18 protein-coding genes are annotated in these 18,921 nt (G+C 71.6%); 11 read left to right on the top strand and 7 right to left on the bottom strand.

The window, feature by feature from the left end:
- The first annotated feature begins 208 nt into the window (after positions 1–208).
- The 5 genes from gap (at position 209) to ACIG87_RS16090 (ending at position 4,028) form a co-directional block, all read left to right on the top strand.
- Positions 209–1,213: a type I glyceraldehyde-3-phosphate dehydrogenase gene (gap, locus tag ACIG87_RS16110; protein WP_396851274.1), complete on the top strand. Its 1,005-nt coding sequence runs from the start codon at positions 209–211 to the stop codon at positions 1,211–1,213.
- Positions 1,210–2,409: a phosphoglycerate kinase gene (locus ACIG87_RS16105; RefSeq protein ID WP_396851273.1), complete on the top strand. Its 1,200-nt coding sequence runs from the start codon at positions 1,210–1,212 to the stop codon at positions 2,407–2,409. The genes gap and ACIG87_RS16105 overlap by 4 nt, the downstream gene beginning before the upstream one ends.
- Positions 2,409–3,200, top strand: a complete 792-nt coding sequence (gene tpiA / locus ACIG87_RS16100) for a triose-phosphate isomerase (RefSeq protein ID WP_396851272.1) — start codon at positions 2,409–2,411, stop codon at positions 3,198–3,200. The genes ACIG87_RS16105 and tpiA overlap by 1 nt, the downstream gene beginning before the upstream one ends.
- Before the next feature lie 95 nt (positions 3,201–3,295).
- Positions 3,296–3,556, top strand: coding sequence for a preprotein translocase subunit SecG (gene secG, locus ACIG87_RS16095; protein ID WP_067304373.1), 261 nt, complete (start codon positions 3,296–3,298; stop codon positions 3,554–3,556).
- 127 nt (positions 3,557–3,683) lie between these two features.
- Positions 3,684–4,028: an RNA polymerase-binding protein RbpA gene (locus tag ACIG87_RS16090; protein WP_396851271.1), complete on the top strand. Its 345-nt coding sequence runs from the start codon at positions 3,684–3,686 to the stop codon at positions 4,026–4,028.
- Positions 4,029–4,080: 52 nt separating this feature from the next.
- On the opposite strand, the gene pgl is transcribed toward ACIG87_RS16090, so the two are convergent.
- From pgl to tkt, 6 genes are all read right to left on the bottom strand, one after another.
- Positions 4,081–4,851: a 6-phosphogluconolactonase gene (pgl, locus tag ACIG87_RS16085; protein ID WP_396851270.1), complete on the bottom strand. Its 771-nt coding sequence runs from the start codon at positions 4,849–4,851 to the stop codon at positions 4,081–4,083.
- 250 nt (positions 4,852–5,101) lie between these two features.
- Positions 5,102–6,118 (bottom strand): glucose-6-phosphate dehydrogenase assembly protein OpcA, encoded by a 1,017-nt coding sequence (locus ACIG87_RS16080; protein ID WP_396851269.1) that lies wholly within the window; start codon positions 6,116–6,118, stop codon positions 5,102–5,104.
- A 46-nt stretch (positions 6,119–6,164) separates the two neighbouring features.
- On the bottom strand, positions 6,165–7,706 hold the full coding sequence (gene zwf / locus ACIG87_RS16075; protein ID WP_396851327.1) for a glucose-6-phosphate dehydrogenase: 1,542 nt from the start codon (positions 7,704–7,706) through the stop codon (positions 6,165–6,167).
- Between the two features lie 11 nt (positions 7,707–7,717).
- Positions 7,718–7,945 carry a hypothetical protein gene (locus ACIG87_RS16070; protein ID WP_396851268.1) on the bottom strand — a complete coding sequence of 76 codons (228 nt, stop codon included), beginning with the start codon at positions 7,943–7,945 and terminating at the stop codon, positions 7,718–7,720.
- Positions 7,946–8,020: 75 nt separating this feature from the next.
- A complete protein-coding gene (gene tal, locus ACIG87_RS16065; protein WP_396851267.1) occupies positions 8,021–9,199 on the bottom strand; it encodes a transaldolase in 1,179 nt (392 codons plus the stop codon).
- A 15-nt stretch (positions 9,200–9,214) separates the two neighbouring features.
- Complete coding sequence (gene tkt / locus ACIG87_RS16060; protein WP_396851266.1) at positions 9,215–11,344, bottom strand: transketolase; 2,130 nt, start codon at positions 11,342–11,344, stop codon at positions 9,215–9,217.
- Between the two features lie 263 nt (positions 11,345–11,607).
- Here tkt and ACIG87_RS16055 point away from each other — a divergent pair, with 263 nt between their 5' ends.
- The 3 genes from ACIG87_RS16055 to ACIG87_RS16045 all read left to right on the top strand — a co-directional run bounded on the left by ACIG87_RS16055 (position 11,608) and on the right by ACIG87_RS16045 (position 14,113).
- Complete coding sequence (locus tag ACIG87_RS16055) at positions 11,608–12,567, top strand: heme o synthase (protein ID WP_396851265.1); 960 nt, start codon at positions 11,608–11,610, stop codon at positions 12,565–12,567.
- A 290-nt stretch (positions 12,568–12,857) separates the two neighbouring features.
- The gene (locus ACIG87_RS16050; RefSeq protein WP_396851264.1) at positions 12,858–13,190 is read left to right on the top strand and encodes a hypothetical protein; all 333 of its coding nucleotides are present in this window, start codon (positions 12,858–12,860) and stop codon (positions 13,188–13,190) included.
- Entirely contained in the window at positions 13,187–14,113 is a 927-nt protein-coding gene (locus ACIG87_RS16045; RefSeq protein WP_396851263.1) for a RimK family alpha-L-glutamate ligase, read from the top strand. The genes ACIG87_RS16050 and ACIG87_RS16045 overlap by 4 nt, the downstream gene beginning before the upstream one ends.
- Before the next feature lie 138 nt (positions 14,114–14,251).
- On the opposite strand, the gene ACIG87_RS16040 is transcribed toward ACIG87_RS16045, so the two are convergent.
- Positions 14,252–15,235, bottom strand: a complete 984-nt coding sequence (locus ACIG87_RS16040) for a heme A synthase (RefSeq protein ID WP_396851262.1) — start codon at positions 15,233–15,235, stop codon at positions 14,252–14,254.
- A gap of 259 nt (positions 15,236–15,494) precedes the next feature.
- Here ACIG87_RS16040 and ACIG87_RS16035 point away from each other — a divergent pair, with 259 nt between their 5' ends.
- The 3 genes from ACIG87_RS16035 to sufD all read left to right on the top strand — a co-directional run bounded on the left by ACIG87_RS16035 (position 15,495) and on the right by sufD (position 18,921).
- Positions 15,495–16,154, top strand: a complete 660-nt coding sequence (locus tag ACIG87_RS16035) for a helix-turn-helix transcriptional regulator (protein WP_396851326.1) — start codon at positions 15,495–15,497, stop codon at positions 16,152–16,154.
- Positions 16,151–17,581 (top strand): Fe-S cluster assembly protein SufB, encoded by a 1,431-nt coding sequence (gene sufB / locus ACIG87_RS16030; RefSeq protein WP_396851261.1) that lies wholly within the window; start codon positions 16,151–16,153, stop codon positions 17,579–17,581. Before ACIG87_RS16035 ends, sufB begins: the two co-directional genes overlap by 4 nt.
- A 179-nt stretch (positions 17,582–17,760) precedes the next feature.
- Positions 17,761–18,921 (top strand): Fe-S cluster assembly protein SufD, encoded by a 1,161-nt coding sequence (sufD, locus tag ACIG87_RS16025; protein ID WP_396851260.1) that lies wholly within the window; start codon positions 17,761–17,763, stop codon positions 18,919–18,921.

Below are 18,921 nucleotides of genomic sequence, written 5' to 3'. Positions count from 1 at the left end.
GGGCACGCTCGGATAGGGTCGTCGGGTACGGCAAGGGGGCCGGCACAGGCACTCCTCGCCGTGCACACCGCCTCGGGCGGTCAGGTCCTCTCAGACCGTGGCGGGGTGGCCGAGACGAATCGTCAACGGCCGGCTCACCGGCCGGCGAACACACCTCCGCCGGCCCGGTTCTGACGTCGGCGGACCAGAACGCGAGGAGATGGGACCTGTGACCATCCGGGTTGGCATCAACGGCTTCGGCCGCATCGGCCGTAACTTCTTCCGGGCCGTGCTGGCGTCCGGCGCCGACATCGAGGTCGTCGCCGTGAACGACCTGACCGACAACGCGACGCTCGCCCACCTGCTCAAGTACGACAGCATCCTCGGTCGTCTGCCGCACGAGGTCAAGGCCACCGCCGACGAGATCACCGTCGGTGGCAAGACCATCAAGGCGTACGCCGAGAGGGACCCGTCGAAGCTGCCGTGGGGCGACGCCGGCGTGGACGTCGTCATCGAGTCCACCGGTTTCTTCACCGACGCCACCAAGGCCAAGGCGCACGTCGACGGCGGGGCCAAGAAGGTCATCATCTCCGCCCCGGCGAAGAACGAGGACGTCACGGTCGTCATGGGCGTCAACCACGACCAGTACGACCCGGCCAAGCACACGATCATCTCGAACGCGTCGTGCACCACGAACTGCCTGGCCCCGATGGCGAAGGTCCTCCAGGACACCTTCGGCATCGAGAAGGGCCTGATGACCACGATCCACGCGTACACCCAGGACCAGAACCTCCAGGACGCGCCGCACTCCGACCTGCGTCGGGCCCGCGCCGCCGCGCTCAACATCGTCCCCACCTCGACCGGTGCCGCCAAGGCGATCGGGCTGGTGCTGCCGGTGCTCAAGGGCAAGCTGGACGGTTACGCCCTGCGGGTGCCGATCCCGACCGGCTCGGCCACCGACCTGACCGTCGAGGTCGGCCGGGAGACCAGCGTGGACGAGGTCAACGCCGCGATCAAGGCCGCCGCCGAGGGCCCGCTCAAGGGCATCCTGGTCTACAACGAGGACCCGATCGTCTCGTCCGACATCGTCACCGACCCGGCGTCGTGCATCTTCGACGCGCCGCTGACCAAGGTCATCGGCAACCAGGTCAAGGTCGTCGGCTGGTACGACAACGAGTGGGGCTACTCCAACCGTCTCGTCGACCTGGTCAAGCTGGTGGGTTCCTCGCTGTGAGCATCCGCAACCTCGACGACCTGCTCGCCGAGGGGGTGTCAGGTCGGCGCGTGCTGGTGCGCGCCGACCTGAACGTCCCGCTCGACAAGCAGACCGGAGACATCACGGACGACGGCCGGATCCGGGCCGTCCTGCCCACCCTGGGCGCGCTCGTGCAGGCCGGGGCGAAGGTCGTGGTCTGCTCGCACCTGGGCCGCCCGAAGGGCGCACCGGACCCGCAGTACAGCCTCCGCCCGGTCGCCGGGCGGCTCGGTGAGCTGCTCGACGCGCCGGTGCACTTCGCCACCGACACCGTCGGCGACTCCGCCCGCACCACCGTGGACGCGCTGGCCAACGGCCAGGTCGCCCTGCTGGAGAACCTCCGCTTCAACAAGGGGGAGACCAGCAAGGACGACGCCGAGCGGGGCGCCTTCGCCGACCAGCTCGCCGCGTTCGGCGAGGCGTACGTGGACGACGCCTTCGGGGCCGTGCACCGCAAGCACGCCAGCGTCCACGACGTGCCGGCGCGGCTGCCGCACGTCGCCGGCCGGCTGGTGCTGCGCGAGGTGGAGGTGCTGGGTCGGCTGACCGGCGAGCCGGAGCGCCCGTACGTGGTGGTGCTCGGCGGCTCGAAGGTCTCCGACAAGCTGGCGGTGATCGAGGCGCTGCTGCCGAAGGTCGACCGGCTGCTCATCGGCGGCGGGATGTGCTTCACCTTCCTCAAGGCCCAGGGCCACGAGGTGGGCACCTCGCTGCTGGAGGAGGAGATGGTCGAGACCTGCGGCAACCTCCTGGCCCGCGCCGACGGCAAGATCCTGCTCCCGGTCGACGTGGTGGCCGCGGACGCCTTCGCCCCGGACGCCGCGCACGACACGGTGCCCGCCGACGGCATCCCGAGCCACCGGCTCGGCCTGGACATCGGCCCGGAGACGGTGGCCGGCTTCACCGCCGCGCTCGCCGGGGCGAAGACGGTCTTCTGGAACGGCCCGATGGGCGTGTTCGAGATGCCGGCGTTCGCGGGCGGCACCCGGGGTGTCGCCGAGGCGATCACCAAGACCGACGCGTTCACCGTGGTCGGCGGCGGTGACTCGGCGGCGGCCGTGCGGGCCCTCGGGCTCGACGAGTCGTCGTTCGGGCACATCTCGACCGGCGGCGGCGCCTCCCTGGAGTACCTGGAGGGCAAGACCCTCCCCGGCATCGCGGCCCTGGAGAACTGATGGCGAGCGTCACCCGCCGGCCGCTGATGGCCGGCAACTGGAAGATGAACCTCAACCACCTCGAGGCGAACCTGCTGGTGCAGAAGCTGGCCGCCAGCCTCACCGAGAAGCAGCTCACCGACGTCGAGACGGTGGTCCTGCCGCCCTTCACCGACCTGCGCACCGTGCAGACCGCGGTGGACGGCGACAAGCTGCTCATCGGCTACGGCGGGCAGGACCTGTCGCCGTACCAGTCGGGCGCGTACACCGGGGACATCTCCGGGGCGATGCTGGCCAAGCTGGGCTGCACGTACGTGACGGTCGGCCACTCGGAGCGGCGGCAGTACCACTACGAGGACGACGCGATCGTCAACGCCAAGGTGGCGGCGGCGCTGGCCAACGGGCTCACCCCGATCCTCTGCATCGGTGAGGGCCTGGAGATCCGCGAGCAGCTCAAGCAGGTTCCGCACTGCTGCGACCAGCTCGACGGGGCCCTGAAGGGGCTCACCGCCGAGCAGGTCACCAAGGTCGTGGTGGCGTACGAGCCGGTCTGGGCGATCGGCACCGGCAAGACCGCCACGCCGGAGGACGCCCAGGAGGTCTGCGGGGAGGTCCGCAAGCGGCTGGTCGAGACCTACGACCAGGGCACCGCGGACCAGGTCCGGATCCTCTACGGCGGCTCGGTCAAGTCGTCCAACGTCGCGTCGATCATGGCGCAGCCGGACGTGGACGGGGCGCTGGTGGGCGGGGCCAGCCTGGACGCCGAGGAGTTCGCGAAGATCTGCCGGTTCCCGGAGCACACGGCTCGCTGATCGGTCGCTATTCTTGACTCCGCCCGTCCACCGGTCGGTGCCGCCGTGCCCGATCTGTCCGGGCGAGGATCGTAACGAGAGGACTGACCCCAGCCATGCCGATCTGGTTCGCATACACGTTGATCGTGTTGCTGGTCATCACGAGCGTCCTGCTCACCATGCTCATCCTGCTGCACCGGGGTAAGGGCGGTGGGCTGTCGAGCATGTTCGGCGGCGGGGTCAGCTCCAGCCTGGCCGGCTCGTCGGTGGCCGAGAAGAACCTGGACCGCTACACCGTCCTGGTGAGCATCGTCTGGTTCGCCTGCATCGTCGGGCTCGGCCTCTGGCTCCGGCTCCAGCTCAACAGCGGAGCCTGAGCGACTCGATCAGGTCGTACAATCTGCGCGCGGTCCGTCACGGACCGCGCGCAGTTTTGTTTCTCCGCCACGTCGCCCGCCGCCAGCCTCAGGTGGCGGTCCCCTCCGACGACAGGAGCGAGCAGCCGTGCCCAGTGGCAACGTCATCCGTGGCTCACGAGTCGGGTCGGCGCCGCAGCGCCCCGCCGAACGGTACGAGCCGGCCCCCCGCCGCGCGGTCACCTACTGGTGCCGCAACGACCACGTCACCGAGATCCGACTGGCGTTGGACGCCCAGGAGCCGGCCGTCTGGGACTGTCCCCGGTGCGGCCTGCCCGCCGGCCAGGACCCGCAGAACCCGCCCGGACGCACCCGCCCCGAGCCCTACAAGACCCACCTGGCGTACGTGAAGGAGCGGCGTACCCCGGAGGAGGGGGAGGCGCTGCTGGCCGAGGCCCTGGCCGCACTGCGCCGCCGCCGCGGCCGGGAGTAGCCCCCGCCCCACCCACCTCGACCGGGGTTCGCCGGGATGTGGTGAGCCCCGGTCAGCGCAGGCTGCGCAGCCGGGCCGGGACGTCGGCCGCCGCCGCCCGGTCGAGCAGCCAGAGGGTACGCGAGACGCCCTGCACCCCGGCGGCCGGCAACTGCTTCGACCCGGCCCCGGCCAGCGCCATCCCGACCGCGTGGGCCTTGTCGGCGCCGCTGGCCACCAGCCAGACCTCCTCGGCGGTGTTGATCGCCGGCAGGGTGAGGGTGGTCCGTACCGGCGGCGGCTTCGGGCTGCCGCGCACCGCGCTGACCGGCCGGGTGTCGTGGTGCACCGGGTGTTCGGGGAAGACCGACGCCACGTGCCCGTCCTCGCCCACACCCAGCATCAGCACGTCGAAGTGGGGGAGTGCGGCGTGCCCGGGGCGGGCCGCCCGAGCCAGCTCCTCGGCGTACGCGGCGGCGCCGGCCTCCGGGTCGTCGCCGGTGGGGCCGTCGACGGCCGGCATCGGATGCACCCGGGCCGGGTCCAGTGGCACCAGGTCCAGCAGCGCGGCCCGCGCCTGCGTCTCGTTGCGGTCCGGGTCGCCGGCCGGTAGGAAGCGTTCGTCGCCCCACCAGACGTCCACCCGTGACCAGTCGACGGCGTCGTGGGCGGGCAGCGCGACCACCGCCCGGTGGACCGCCGCGGCGATCCGTCCGCCGGTCAGCACGATCGACGCCGCACCCCGCTCCGCCTGCGCGTCGAGCAGCTTCACCACCAGTCGGGCGGCCACCGCCTGCGCCAGCAGGTCGGCGTCGGCGTGCACGGCGACACTCGCCTCACTCATCTTGGCCTTCGTTTTCCGACCGCTCGGCGCGGTCCTGCTCGTCGTGCCGGGGACCGGTCGGCCCGGCGCGTGCCAGTGTCGCTATGGGTTCCGGCAGGCCGTGATCGGCCCGCCGGGGCAGGTGGTCGACCCCTGCGGAGGCGAGAAGGACGGCGAAGGCTGATCGGCGTCGCGCTCGCCCCGGAGCAGACCCGGCTGCCCCCGACCGGCCGGTGGGCGGCCCCCGGGAGGACCGCCCACCGACTCGCGGTCAGGATGTCGTGCTGGTGCCGGCGTGCGCGGTCAGGCCCGCCTCCGCCCGTCGCGCGGTGGCCGGGTCCTTCCAGACGTGCACCCGCTGGGGCGGACGCTGCTCCAGACCGGACAGGCCGGCGGCCGTGCCCAACGCCTCGGCGTACACCTGGTCGGCGTCGAGCCGGCGCAGCTCCTCGGCCAGCTCGTCACCGAGCGGGCGACGCACCAGCGGCAGCATCCGGTCGTCCTGGCCGGTACGCCGGAACGTCGCCATGCTGTCGTCCCGGGTCAGCGTCAGCTCGTCGCCGTTGGCGCAGCGCAGTTGCACCTGACGCATCCTCGGATGGTCGTCGGTGTGCTGCCACTGCGGGTCGATACCGAGCCGGGCCGCCAGCCAACCCCGCATCAGCGCCGCCGTCGGGTCGGTGCGCGGGGCGACCAGGGTCGCCTCGGTGACCCGCGCCTCGGTGGTGTCGAACGCCCCGGCGACCAGGGTGCGCCACGGGGTGATCCGGGTCCACGCCAGGTCGGTGTCGCCGGGGGCGTAGTCCCGGGCCCGTTCCCGCAACGCCTCGATCGGGTCGACGGCCTGCGCGCAGTCGGTGATCCGCCGGTCGGCGACCACACCGAGGAAATCGGTGGCGATCTCCGCCGGCGGTTCGCCGTGCCACCAGGTGACCACCGGCACGTCCGGCACCAGCAGCGGCATCACCACCGACTCGGCGTGCAGGGCGAGCCGGCCGTACATCCGGGTCACCACCGCCTCGCACGGGCCCAGCCGGCCGCCGACCACGATCTCCGCGTCCAGCCGGTTGCGTTCCCGCTCGACGTCGGCGCGGACGACGACGAGCAGCCGGCACGGGTGGGCGGCGGCGGCGATGGTGGCCGCCGCCTCCGCCTCCCGGACCCGCTTCTCGTCGACCACCACGATCAGGGTGAGCGCCATCCCGCTGGCCACCCCGCCCGCGCTGCGCCGCTCGGCGGCGAGTGCCTTGACCACCTCGTTGCCGGTGGTGTCCCACAGCCCGATCACTGGTGCCTCCCGGTCCGCCCGCTGTGCCTGTTACCGTCGTGCCCGTTCACGCCCGCCGCCAGGCGCGGCCCTCGCGGGCCAGCATCTCGTCGGCGGCCCGGGGGCCCCACTCGCCGGAGCGGTACGGCTCCGGTTTGGTGCCCTCCCAGGCTTCCTCCAGCGGGTCCACCACCGCCCAGCTCTGCTCCACCTCGGAGGCGTCCGGGAAGAGCGTCCGGTCGCCGATCAGCACGTCCAGCACCAGCCGCTCGTACGCCTCGGGGCTGGACTCGGTGAACGCCTCGCCGTACTGGAAGTCCATCGCGATGTCGCGGACCTCCATGGTGGTGCCGGGCACCTTCGAGCCGAACTTGAGCACCACACCCTCGTCCGGCTGCACCCGGATGACCAGCTGGTTGTTGCCCAGCGACTCCATGTCGGCGGTGTTGAACGGCAGGTGCGGGGCCTTCTTGAACATGATGGCCACCTCGGTCACCCGCCGGGGCAGTCGCTTGCCGGCCCGGATGTAGAACGGCACCCCCGCCCAGCGGCGGTTCTGGATGCCCAGCTCGACGGCGACGTACGTCTCGGTGGTGGAGTCACCCGGCACGCCGTCCTCGTCCAGATAGCCGACGGCCCGCTCGCCACCCACCCAGCCGGGCAGGTACTGGCCGCGCACGGTGCCCCGGGCGACGTCCTTCGGCAGGGTGATCGCCTTGAGCACCTTCAGCTTCTCGGCCCGGATCTCGTCGGCGTCGAAGCTGGTGGGCTCCTCCATGGCGACCAGGGCGAGCAGTTGGAGCAGGTGGTTCTGGAGCACGTCCCGCGCGGTGCCGACCGAGTCGTAGAAGCCGGCCCGGCTGCCGATGCCGACGTCCTCGGCCATGGTGATCTGCACCGAGTCGACGTACTTGGAGTTCCACAGCGGCTCGAAGAGGTTGTTGGCGAACCGCAGGGCGAGGATGTTCTGGACCGTCTCCTTGCCCAGGTAGTGGTCGATCCGGAAGACGTCCTGCCCGGTGAACACGTCGTCCACCAGGTCGTTGAGCTCCTTCGCCGACGGCAGGTCGTTGCCGAACGGCTTCTCCACCACCACCCGACGCCAGCCGCCGCACTTGTCGTTGTCGGCCATCCCGGTCCGGGCCAACTGCTTGAGCACCACGGGGAAGGCCGCCGGGGGGATGGAGAAGTAGAAGGCGGCGTTGCCGTGGATGCCGTGGCTGTCCCGGAGCTGGTCCAGGGTGGCGGCGAGCTTGTCGAAGGCGGCGTCGTCGTCGAACGAGCCGCCGACGAACTTGATGTTCCCGGCCAGCCGGGACCACACCTCTTCCCGCCACGGTGTCCGGGCGTGCTTCTTCGCCGACTCGTGGGCCAGCGCCTCGAAGTCGCCGTCGGCCCAGTCCCGGCGGGCGAAGCCCAACACCACGAAACCGGGTGGCAGCAACCCCCGGTTGGCCAGGTCGTAAACCGCCGGCAGCAGCTTCTTGCGCGCCAGGTCACCGGTCACCCCGAAGATCACCAGGGCGCACGGCTCCGGGATCCGGGGGAGCCGTCGGTCCTGCGCGTCGCGCAGCGGATTCACGCCGCCTCCTCGCTCCGTCTGGTCCATATCGTCCATCGTCACGCCCGCCATTGTCCGATCGCATCCAGCAGCCGGCCCGGCCCGGCCGGCCTGTCGGTCAGGTGCCGTCGCAGCACCGGCCGGCACCGGCCGGCGTGTGCCACCGGGCCGCCCCGCGTACGCAGGGCGGCCCGTACGCGAGCGGGCGCGGTCGATCCGACCGCCCCCGCTCCGTGTACCGCGAGACCGGCGGCGGCATCGGCCGGGCCGGTCAACAGGTCACTCACATCGCCACCCCGTGGGGGTGCCGGCGGCGTGGCGCGCCGCGGGGCCGGGCCCCGCGACGCCTCCGACGCCGTCGGTCACGCGTTGCCCCCGGCCTGCTCGGCCGCCTCGGCGTTGCCCTTGGCGGCCTCGTTCGGGGTGCCGGTGCCCTGCGCTGCGGCGGTCAGCGAATTGCGTACGCCGTCGAGCAGCTCGCTCCAGCTGGCCTCGAACTTCTCCACCCCCTCCCGCTCCAGGGTGGCGATCACCTCGGCCATGTCGATGCCGACGGCCGCCAGGTCGGCGAAGACCTGCCGGGCCGCGTCGTACGCGCCGGTGATGGTGTCGCCCCGGGTCTCGCCGTGCTCGGCGTACGCCGTGACCACCGACTCGGGCATGGTGTTGACGGTGCCCGGCGCGATCAGCTCCTCGACGTAGATCACATCGCGGTAGTCCGGGTTCTTGGTGGAGGTGGACGCCCACAGCGGGCGCTGCGGGTGGGCGCCGGCGTCGGCCAGGGCCTGCCAGCGGTCGGAGGAGAAGACCTCGGTGTAGCGCTCGTAGGCGAGCTGGGCGTTGGCGACGGCGGCCTTGCCGCGCAGCGCCCTGGCCTCCTCGGAGCCGATCTTCTCCAGCTGCTTGTCGATCTCGGAGTCGACCCGGGAGACGAAGAACGAGGCCACCGAGCCGATGGTGGACAGGTCGTGGCCGTTGGCCCTGGCCTGCTCCAGGCCGGCGAGGAACGCCTCCATCACCGCGGAGTAGCGGTCCAGCCCGAAGATCAGCGTCACGTTGACGCTGATCCCCTCGGCCAGGGTGGCGGTGATCGCCGCCAGCCCGGCCTCGGTGGCCGGGATCTTGATGAACAGGTTCGGCCGGTCCACCAGCCACCACAGCGCCTTGGCCTCGGCGACCGTCCGGTCGGTGTCGTGGGCGACCCGCGGGTCCACCTCGATGGACACCCGCCCGTCGACACCGTCGCTGCCGTCGTACGACGGCCGCATCACGTCGCACGCCCAGCGCACGTCGTAGGTGGTGAGCATCCGGACGGCCTCTTCGACCTCGATGCCACGGGTGGCGAGGTCCTTCAGCTGCCAGTTGTACTCGTCGGCGTCGCTCAACGCCTTGGCGAAGATGGTCGGGTTGGTGGTCACCCCGGCCACGTGCTTCTCGCGGCGGAGCTGGTCCAGCCCGCCGGAGCTCAGTCGTACCCGGGAAAGATCGTCGAGCCAGACCGCCACTCCGGCGGCGGTGAGTTCACCAAGTCTGTCCGTCATGCCGTCCACGCTCCCTCAGTTGCCGGTGGTGAAACCGGTGATGTCGCCCACTCGGGTCAGCGCCGCGTGCGCGGCGGCGACGATCCGGTCAGGGGTGAACCCGAACTGCTCGAACAGCACGGTGTGCGGGGCGCTGGCGCCGTAGTGCTCCAGGCTGACGCTCTCGCCGAGATCGCCGACGATGCCACGCCAGGACATCCCGATGCCCGCCTCCACGCTCACCCGGGCCTGCACCCCGCGCGGCAGCACCGACTCCCGGTACGCCTCGTCCTGCTCGTAGAACCACTCCTGGCAGGGCATCGAGACGACCCGGGTGGGGGTGCCGTCGGCCTCCAGCCGCTCCCGGGCGGTGAGGCAGAGCTGCACCTCGGAACCGGTGCCCACGATGATCACCTGCGGCTTGCCGTTGGACGCCTCGGCCAGCACGTACCCGCCCTTGGCGGTGCCCTCGGCGCCGGCATACCGCTCGCGGTCCAGGGTCGGCAGCGGCTGCCGGCTGAGCGCCAACGCGGTCGGCCGGTCGGTGTGCTCCAGCGCCTGCCGCCACGCCCAGGCGGTCTCGTTGGCGTCGGCCGGGCGGACCACGTCCAGGCCCGGGATGGCCCGCAGCGCGGTCAGGTGCTCCACCGGCTGGTGGGTCGGCCCGTCCTCGCCGAGACCGATCGAGTCGTGCGTCCAGACGTACGTCACCGGCAGCTTCATCAGGGCGGCGAGCCGCACCGAGGGGCGCATGTAGTCGCTGAACACCAGGAAGGTGCCGCCGTACGGACGGGTGCCGCCGTGCAGGGCGATGCCGTTGAGGATCGCGCCCATGGCGTGCTCACGGATGCCGAAGTGCAGCGTGCGGCCGTACTCGTGGCCGGGGAAGTCCTTGGTGGCGTGGGCGGCCGGGATGAACGACGGCTCGCCCTTCATGGTGGTGTTGTTGCTCTCCGCCAGGTCGGCCGAGCCACCCCATAGCTCCGGCAGCACCGGGGCGAGGGCCTCCAGCACCTTGCCGGAGGCGGCCCGGGTGGCCACGCCCTTGGCGTCGACGGGGAAGGTCGGCAGCGCGTCCGTCCAGCCCTGCGGGAGCACCCGACCGGCGATCCGGTCGTAGAGCGCCTTACGCTCCGGGTTGGCCTGCGCCCAGCCGTCGAACTCGCCGGTCCACGCCTGCTCGGCCTCGCCGCCCCGGTTCAGCACCCCACGGGCGTGCGTGAGCACCTCCTCGTCGACCTGGAAGCTCTGCTGCGGGTCGAAGCCGAGGATCTCCTTGGTCGCCTTCACCTCGTCGCTGCCGAGCGCCGAGCCGTGGATCTTGCCGGTGTTCTTCTTGTTCGGCGCAGGCCAGCCGATGATGGTGCGCAGCGCGATGAACGAGGGGCGGCCGGTCTCGGCCTTCGCCGCCAGCAGCGCCTGGTAGAGCGCCTCGACGTCCTCGTGGTAGTCGCCCTGGTCGGCGTCGCCGGCCCGCCAGTCGACGGTCTGCACGTGCCAGCCGTACGCCTCGTAGCGGGCGGCGACGTCCTCGCTCTTGGCGATGCGGGTGTCGTCCTCGATGGAGATCTCGTTGTCGTCGTAGATCAGCGTGAGGTTGCCCAGCTGCTGGTGCCCGGCGAGGGCGCTCGCCTCGTGGCTGATGCCCTCCTCGATGTCGCCGTCGGAGGCGATGCACCAGATGTTGTGGTCGAAGACGGAGGTGCCCGGCTCGCTCTCGGGATCGAACAGGCCGCGTTCGCGGCGGGCCGCCATCGCCATGCCCACCGCGTTGCCCAGGCCCTGCCCGAGCGGGCCGGTGGTGGTCTCGACGCCGGGGGTGTGCCCGTGCTCCGGGTGGCCCGGGGTGAGCGAGCCCCACTGTCGCAGCGACTTCAGGTCGTCCAGGCTCAGCGGGTAGCCGGAGAGGAAGAGCTGGATGTAAAGGGTCAGGCTGGAGTGCCCGGCGGACAGCACGAAGCGGTCCCGGCCGGGCCAGTTCGGGTCGGCGGGATTGTGTCGCATCACCCGGTTGAAGAGCAGGTACGCCGCGGGAGCGAGGCTCATCGCGGTGCCGGGGTGGCCGTTGCCGGATTTCTCCACGGCATCCATGGCCAGAACGCGGACGGTGTCGACAGCCCTGCGGTCGAGGTCGGTCCAGTTGAGTGCGGGTCGGTTGGCAGCCACGATGGTTGTGCTCCTCGGCAGATGGGCGGAACCCTCACTGGTGACCCTATCGAGCGGGTCTAAACGTCCGCCCGGGGATCTCAGCAGGCAGTTACGTACGGGCCGGCCGGATCGTTCGGTCACCCGTCAGGTGTGACGGCCCGCACCGTTGTCGGGTCGCCCGGGCAGCGAAAACGACGACGCGTAGTGTGTGGTGCGGTGTGCGGGCCCCGCCGGGCCCCGCCGAACCGATCTCCCCTGCCGACGCCGGAAGGTGGCATTCCGTGAGCATGATCACCGAGCGCCCCGTCAGCAACTCTGCCGGGCAGCCGCCGGTGCGCACGGTGGCCGGGGAGCCGACGACCGGCCGACGGGACGCCCGCGCGGTGGTGTCGGCGTACGTGACGCTGACCAAGCCCCGCATCGTGGAGCTGCTGCTGGTGACCACGGTGCCGGCGATGATGCTCGCCGACGGTGGCCTGCCGTCGCTGTGGCTGGTGGCCGTGGTGCTGGTCGGCGGCTCGCTCGCCGCCGGTGCGGCGAGCGTGCTCAACTGCTACATCGACCGCGACATCGACCAGTTGATGCGGCGTACCAAGCGCCGTCCGCTGCCGGCGCACACCGTCTCGCCCCGCAGCGCGCTGATCTTCGGGCTGGTGCTGGCGGCGGTCTCGATCGCCCTGATGGCGACGTTCACCAACCTGTTGGCGACGGCGCTGACGCTGGCCGCGATCGCCTACTACGACCTGGTCTACACCCTCTGGCTCAAGCGCACCACGACGGCGAACACCTTCTGGGGCGGGGCGTGCGGGGCGGCCCCGGTGCTGATCGGCTGGGCCGCGGTGACCGGGTCGCTGGCGCCGCAGGCCTGGGTGCTGTTCGCGGTGGTCTTCTTCTGGCAGATGCCGCACTTCTACCCGCTGGCGATGAAGTACAAGGACGACTATGCCCGCGCCGGCATTCCGATGCTGCCGGTGGTGGCCTCGCCCCGGCGGGTCAATGCCGAGATCCTGATCTTCGCCTGGCTCACCGTGGCGATCTCGCTCGCGCTGTGGCCGCTGGGCATGAGTGCGATCTACGGGGTGCCGACCGCGGTGGTGGGTGCCATCTTCCTGGTCGAGGCGCACAAGCTGTGCCGGCGGGTGACCCGGGGCGAGCCGGTCAAGCCGATGCGCCTGTTCCACTGGTCGACCACCTACCTGACCATCGTCTTCGCCGCGGTGGCCCTCGACGCGCTGCTCTGACCCGCCCCGCCCGGCTGACCGGGGTGGCGGACCTCGTCGGCGACGGGTGGCCGGACCCGACCCGTCGGAAGGTCGACTGGAATCGCGTCCGGATCACGAGGTTTTCTCCGCATACAGCGGTGTTACAAGCCGGGCACATGGGGGCGATCAAGGCGAGTCATTACGTCAGCATTTATCCGACATGTACGGGCAATCTCGCGACGCCTTGCCGCAAACCTGCGAGTAATTGGAATCACAAATAGTTCATCATTCTCGCGCGGACCGGAGGAAGTCTGCTTAGGCTTCGCGTCATGGCAGAAGGTTCCGATACGACGCTGACGGCTGAGCAGACCGCCGGGCAGGCCTCCAACGGGCTGGTCTCGGGCATCAGGTCCTTCGCCGCCGGACATGGCGGCGCGAAGGCGGTCATCGAGTACGTCGGCAAGCGTGGTGCGCGGATCGTCCTGGTCGGCGCCGACGGTGCGTGGGGCGACCAGTTCGCCGAGGACACCGTGACCGCCCGGGAGGCGTGCGCCCAGGCGGGAGTCACCGTCGAGAACGCCTGGGAGCGTGAACTGATGGACCAGATGCGTCCGAGCAACGACCTGTGGCGGTCGATGGCCCGGCGCACGATGGCCCGTTGACCGACCCGCCCACCGGCAACCGGTCGACCCGGCGGGCGCCCCGGGTCGCGCTCGTCACCTGCTCCCGCTTCGCCGATCTCTACTCCGACGACCAACTCGTGCTCGCCCCGCTGGCGGCGCGGGGCGTCACCGCCGAGGCCGCCGTCTGGGACGACCCCCGGGTCGACTGGGCCCGCTACGACCTGGTCGTGCTCCGCTCGCCCTGGGACTACACCCCACGCCGCGACGAGTTCGTCGCCTGGGCGCGGACCGTGCCGACCCTGGCCAACCCCGTGGACGTGGTCGAGTGGAACACCGACAAGCGCTACCTCGGCGGGCTCGCCGCCGCCGGGGTGCCCACCGTGCCGACCTCCTGGGTCGAGCCGGGAGCGCACTGGGTCCTGCCCTCGACGCCCGGCCGGTACGTGGTGAAGCCGACGGTCAGCGTCGGCAGTCAGGACACCGGCCGGTACGACCTCACCGACCCGGAGCACCGGGAGTTGGCCGTCGGGCACGTCCGCCGGCTGTCGGCGGCCGGCCGGGTCGCCATGATCCAGCCGTACCTGGCGGCGGTGGACACCGCCGGTGAGACCGCGCTGCTCTTCGTGGCCGGCCCGGACGGGCTGACCTTCAGTCACGCCATCCGCAAGGGCGCCATGCTCGACGGCCCGGACCTGGGCGTCGAGGGGATCTACCGGCCGGCGGAGATCAGTCCGCGCACCGCCACCGACGTGCAGTTGGCCGTCGCCGCGCGGGTGCTGGCCGAGGTCCCGGGCGGTCCGCAGCGGCTGCTCTACGCCCGGGTGGACCTGATCCCCGGGCCGGACGGCGCACCCGTGCTGATCGAGCTGGAGCTGACCGAGCCGTCGCTGTACCTCGGGTACGCCGACGGCGCTCCCGACCGCCTCGCCGACGCGGTGCTGACCCACCTCACCCGCCGCTGACCCCGCTCTCCCCCGCTCGCCCACCCCGTGGTGACACCGCCGGGGCCGTCGTGGCCTGAGTGCCAGGTGCCGCGCGAGTGGCGCAGGCCGTCGCGGCGCGAGTGCCGCACCGCTGTCGGTGAGCTGGCCGGGCCGGCCTCAGACGGTGGCGGGCAACCGCTCGTCGGTCGGGGCCTTCACCGGCCCGGCCGTGAGCGGGCGGCGCTGCCGGGTCGACCAGAGCACCGACAGGGTGGCCAGCAGCACCAGGCAGGAGCCGAGCATGTGCGCGGCGACCAGCACGGCGGGCAGGTGGGTGAAGTACTGCACGAAGCCGATCAGGCCCTGCCCCAGCTCCACCGCGACCAGCACCAGGGCGGCCCGCGCCGGGCCGGCCGCGCCGACCGCCCGGAACGCGAAGACCAGCGCGACGGAGAGCCCGATCAGCAGGAACACCGAGTCGGCGTGCACCTGCGAGATCGTCTCCGGGTCCAGCCCGTTGCGGGCCGCCCCGTGGTCGCCGGCGTGCGGGCCGCTGCCGGTCACCCAGGTGCCGATGACCAGGGCCGCCACGCTGACGGCGGTGGTGAGCAGGGCCAGGGTGCGCAGCGGCCGGGGCACGGTGGGCACCGTCGGCCCGTCCGGGTCGACCACCCGCCGCCAGAGGGCGTACGCCGCCGCGATCACCGCCATCGAGGCGAGGAAGTGCAGCCCGACCACCCACGGGTTGAGGTCGGTCAGCACGGTGATCCCGCCCAGGACGGCCTGTGCCGGGATGCCGAGGAACACGGCCACCGCCAGCCCCAGCAGCCCCGTGCGGCGGGGCCGGTGGGCCAGCACGGCCAGCAGGGTGGCCAGGGCGATCGCCCCGACCGCGAAGGTGAGCAGCCGGTTGCCGAACTCGATCACCCCGTGCACGCCCATCTCGGACGTGGTGGTGTACGACGCGTCGGTGCACCGGGGCCAGGTCGGGCAGCCGAGGCCGGAGCCGGTGAGCCGGACGGCCCCGCCGGTCACCACGATGGCCACGTTCGCCACGATCGAGGCGTACGCGAGGCGGCGCAGCAGCGTGGCCGAGACCGGGAACCGGTCGAGCAGGCGGGCCAACGCGGCGGGGACCGGGAACCGGACGGATCGCTTCACGGAGCGAATCCTACGCACCGTAGTTGATCCCGATCGGGTGACTCCGTCGGCCCGGTGGGCCGGATCACCGGAGTCTGGTTTGCGACCCCCCTCCGAATTACGTAACGTTGGCGTTGTGAAAAACGCGGCGGCGCTCTCCGGGCACCCGCCGACGACCGCCCCGGTCGTCGGGGGCGGCACGCGGTCGCCGCGTGCCCTCCGCCGTGCCGCGCCGGAGTCGACGCCGGCCGCGTCCACCGACCTCTCCACCCGCGACCGGGTGACCCAGCTCCTGCTGGAGCAGGGGGCGACCACCGCCGGCCAACTCGGCTCGGCGCTCGGCCTCAGCCCTGCGGCGATCCGCCGGCACCTCGACGCGATGCTCGCCGACGGCGACGTGGTCGCCCGGGAGCAGGCCGTGCGGGGCAGCCGGGGCCGGGGTCGGCCGGCAAAGGTCTTCCTGCTCACCGACGCGGCCCGGGTACGCTGCGGCACCCACCACTACGACAACATGGCCACCGCCGCGTTGCGCTGGATCGCCCGTAGCGGCGGCGCCGACGCGGTCGAGGCGTTCGCGGCCGACCAGGTCGCCGCGCTGGAGGCCCGCTGCCGGGCCGCCATGGAGGACGCCGGCGACGATCCGCTCGCCCGATCCGAGGCACTCGCGGGCGCGCTCACCGCCGAGGGCTACGCTGCCAACGCGTCCACGATCGCCTCGGGCGGGCAACTCTGCCAGCACCACTGCCCGGTGGCGCACGTGGCCGCCGAGTTCCCCCAGCTGTGCGAGGCCGAGACGGCGGTCATCTCCCGTCTGGTCGGCACCCACGTGCAGCGCCTGGCCACCATCGCGCACGGCGACGGGGTGTGCACCACGCACATTCCGGCCCAACCCCGCGCCCAGTCCGGTAACACCGTCACCACTGTGAGGACAGATAGATGACCGAGCAGATCGTCCAGCCCCTGACCCAGGAAGAGCAGCTCGCCGCCCTTGGTCGCTACGAGTACGGCTGGGCCGACTCCGACGCCGCCGGGGCCACCGCCCAGCGCGGCATCAACGAGGCGGTGGTGCGGGACATCTCGGCGAAGAAGAACGAGCCGGCCTGGATGCTCGACCTGCGGCTGAAGGGCCTGCGGCTGTTCGGCCGCAAGCCGATGCCGTCCTGGGGGGCCGACCTCACCGGGATCGACTTCGACAACATCAAGTACTTCGTGCGCTCCACCGAGAAGCAGGCCACCAGCTGGGAGGACCTGCCGGAGGACATCAAGAACACCTACGACCGGCTGGGCATCCCCGAGGCGGAGAAGCAGCGGCTGGTCGCCGGGGTCGCGGCGCAGTACGAGTCCGAGGTGGTCTACCACAAGATCCGTGAGGACCTAGAGGAGCAGGGTGTCCTCTTCCTGGACACCGACACCGCCCTCAAGGAGCACGAGGACGTCTTCAAGGAGTACTTCGGCACGGTGATCCCGGTCGGCGACAACAAGTTCGCCGCGCTGAACACCTCCGTGTGGTCCGGCGGCTCGTTCATCTACGTGCCGAAAGGCGTGCACGTGGAGATCCCGCTCCAGGCGTACTTCCGGATCAACACCGAGAACATGGGCCAGTTCGAGCGGACGCTGATCATCGTGGACGAGGGCGCGTACGTGCACTACGTCGAGGGTTGCACCGCGCCGCTCTACTCGTCCGACTCGCTGCACAGCGCGGTCGTCGAGATCATCGTCAAGAAGAACGCGCGCTGCCGCTACACGACCATCCAGAACTGGTCGAACAACGTCTACAACCTGGTCACCAAGCGCGCCGTCTGCCACGAGGGCGCGACCATGGAGTGGGTCGACGGCAACATCGGCTCCAAGGTCACCATGAAGTACCCGGCGGTCTACATGACCGGCGAGCACGCCAAGGGCGAGGTGCTCTCGGTGGCGATGGCCGGCGAGGGCCAGCACCAGGACGCCGGGGCCAAGATGGTGCACGCCGCCCCGCACACCTCCTCGACGATCATCTCCAAGTCGATCGCCCGTGGCGGCGGCCGTACCTCGTACCGGGGTCTGGTGCAGGTGCTGGAGGGTTCGCACCACAGCCGGAGCACGGTCAAGTGCGACGCGCTGCTGGTCGACACCATCTCCCGCTCGGACACCTACCCGTACGTCGACATCCGCGAGGACGACGTGTCGATGGGGCACGAGGCGACCGTCTCCAAGATCAGCGACGACCAGCTCTTCTACCTGATGAGCCGGGGCCTGAGCGAGGACGAGGCGATGGCGATGATCGTGCGCGGTTTCATCGAGCCGATCGCCAAGGAACTCCCGATGGAGTACGCCCTGGAGCTCAACCGCCTGATCGAACTCCAGATGGAGGGCGCGGTCGGCTGACGCCGACCGCCGGGCCGGACCGTATCCGGCCCGGCCCGGCGGGCCGGGTCCGCGTACCGGCCCACCCGCCGGAGTGGGTCGCCGGCCCTGCCCAGCCCGCCGGGCTGGTCGGGGTTCTGCCCGGCCCGCGACCAGCCCGACCCACCCTCCGCACACATCGCAGACAGACCAAGGAAGAGATGACTACCCAGGCTTCCGCGCCGCCCAGCACCAAGTCGCAGGCGCTCCGCTCGTACGACGTCGCCGACTTCCCGGCCCTGACCGGCCTGGAGGAGGAGTGGCGCTTCACCCCGCTCAAGCGGCTGCGCGGGCTGACCGGCGGGGCGCAGACCGCCACCGGTGAGGTCCGCCACGAGTACGCCGACCCACCGGCCGGCGTCACCGTCGGGCGGGTCGGCCGGGACGACCCCCGGGTGGGCAGCGTGCTCACCCCGGTCGACCGGATCAGCGCGCTGGCGTACGGCGGTGCCGGGCAGGCGCTGCTGGTGGAGGTCGCGGCCGACGCCGTGGTCGACGCGCCGGTGCTCCTGCGGGTGCGCGGCGACGACGCCGACGCGGTGGCCTTCGGGCACACCTTCGTCGACGTGGGCCGGTTCGCCGAGGTGGTGCTGGTGCTGGAGCACGTCGGTTCGGCGACGCTTGCCGACAACGTCGAGGTGGCGGTGGCCGACGGGGCGAAGCTGACCCTGGTCACGGTGGCCGACTGGGACGCCGACGCGGTGCAGGCCCAGCACCTGAAGGTCCGGCTCGGCCGGGACGCCAAGGTGTCGCACGTCCAGGTCAGCCTGGGCGGTGACCTGGTCCGCCAGTACACCACGGTCGAGTACACCGGCCGGGGTGGCGAGGCCGAGCTGTACGGCGTCTACTTCGCCGACGGTGGCCAGCACCTGGAGCACCGCCAGCTCGTCGACCACAACGTGCCGGACTGCCGCTCCTACGTCGGCTACCGGGGCGCGTTGCAGGGCGACGAGGCGCACACCGTCTGGGTGGGCGACGTGCTGATCCGGGCCGAGGCGACCGGCACCGACACGTACGAGATCAACCGGAACCTGTTGCTCTCCGACGGCGCGCGGGCCGACTCCGTACCCAATCTGGAGATCGAGACCGGCGAGATCGCCGGCGCCGGTCATGCCAGCGCGACCGGCCGGTTCGACGACGAGCAGCTGTTCTACCTGATGGCCCGGGGTATTCCGGAGGGTGAGGCCCGCCGTCTGGTGGTCCGGGGCTTCTTCGCCGAGGTGATCAACAAGATCCCGGTCGAGTCGTTGCGCGAGCGCCTGAGCGACGCGATCGAGGCCCGGCTGACGAGCGGGGACTCCGCCGCGAAGGCCGGTGCCTGA

Source organism: Micromonospora sp. NPDC051925 (assembly GCF_044548625.1).
In the GTDB taxonomy this organism is placed as follows: Bacteria; Actinomycetota; Actinomycetes; order Mycobacteriales; family Micromonosporaceae; genus Micromonospora.
The sequence above is the reverse complement of the archived record's forward strand: the minus strand, read 5'-3'. Positions and strand labels throughout refer to the sequence as shown.

What these genes read in the sequence shown, in the direction of transcription:
- ACIG87_RS16050 (WP_396851264.1), top strand. Translation starts at nt 12,858, where the DNA reads ATGGCAGAAGGTTCCGATACGACGCTGACGGCTGAGCAGACCGCCGGG.
- sufD (WP_396851260.1), top strand. Translation starts at nt 17,761, where the DNA reads ATGACTACCCAGGCTTCCGCGCCGCCCAGCACCAAGTCGCAGGCGCTC.
- tpiA (WP_396851272.1), top strand. Translation starts at nt 2,409, where the DNA reads ATGGCGAGCGTCACCCGCCGGCCGCTGATGGCCGGCAACTGGAAGATG.
- tal (WP_396851267.1), bottom strand. Translation starts at nt 9,199, where the DNA reads ATGACGGACAGACTTGGTGAACTCACCGCCGCCGGAGTGGCGGTCTGG.
- zwf (WP_396851327.1), bottom strand. Translation starts at nt 7,706, where the DNA reads ATGGACCAGACGGAGCGAGGAGGCGGCGTGAATCCGCTGCGCGACGCG.
- sufB (WP_396851261.1), top strand. Translation starts at nt 16,151, where the DNA reads ATGACCGAGCAGATCGTCCAGCCCCTGACCCAGGAAGAGCAGCTCGCC.
- pgl (WP_396851270.1), bottom strand. Translation starts at nt 4,851, where the DNA reads ATGAGTGAGGCGAGTGTCGCCGTGCACGCCGACGCCGACCTGCTGGCG.
- secG (WP_067304373.1), top strand. Translation starts at nt 3,296, where the DNA reads ATGCCGATCTGGTTCGCATACACGTTGATCGTGTTGCTGGTCATCACG.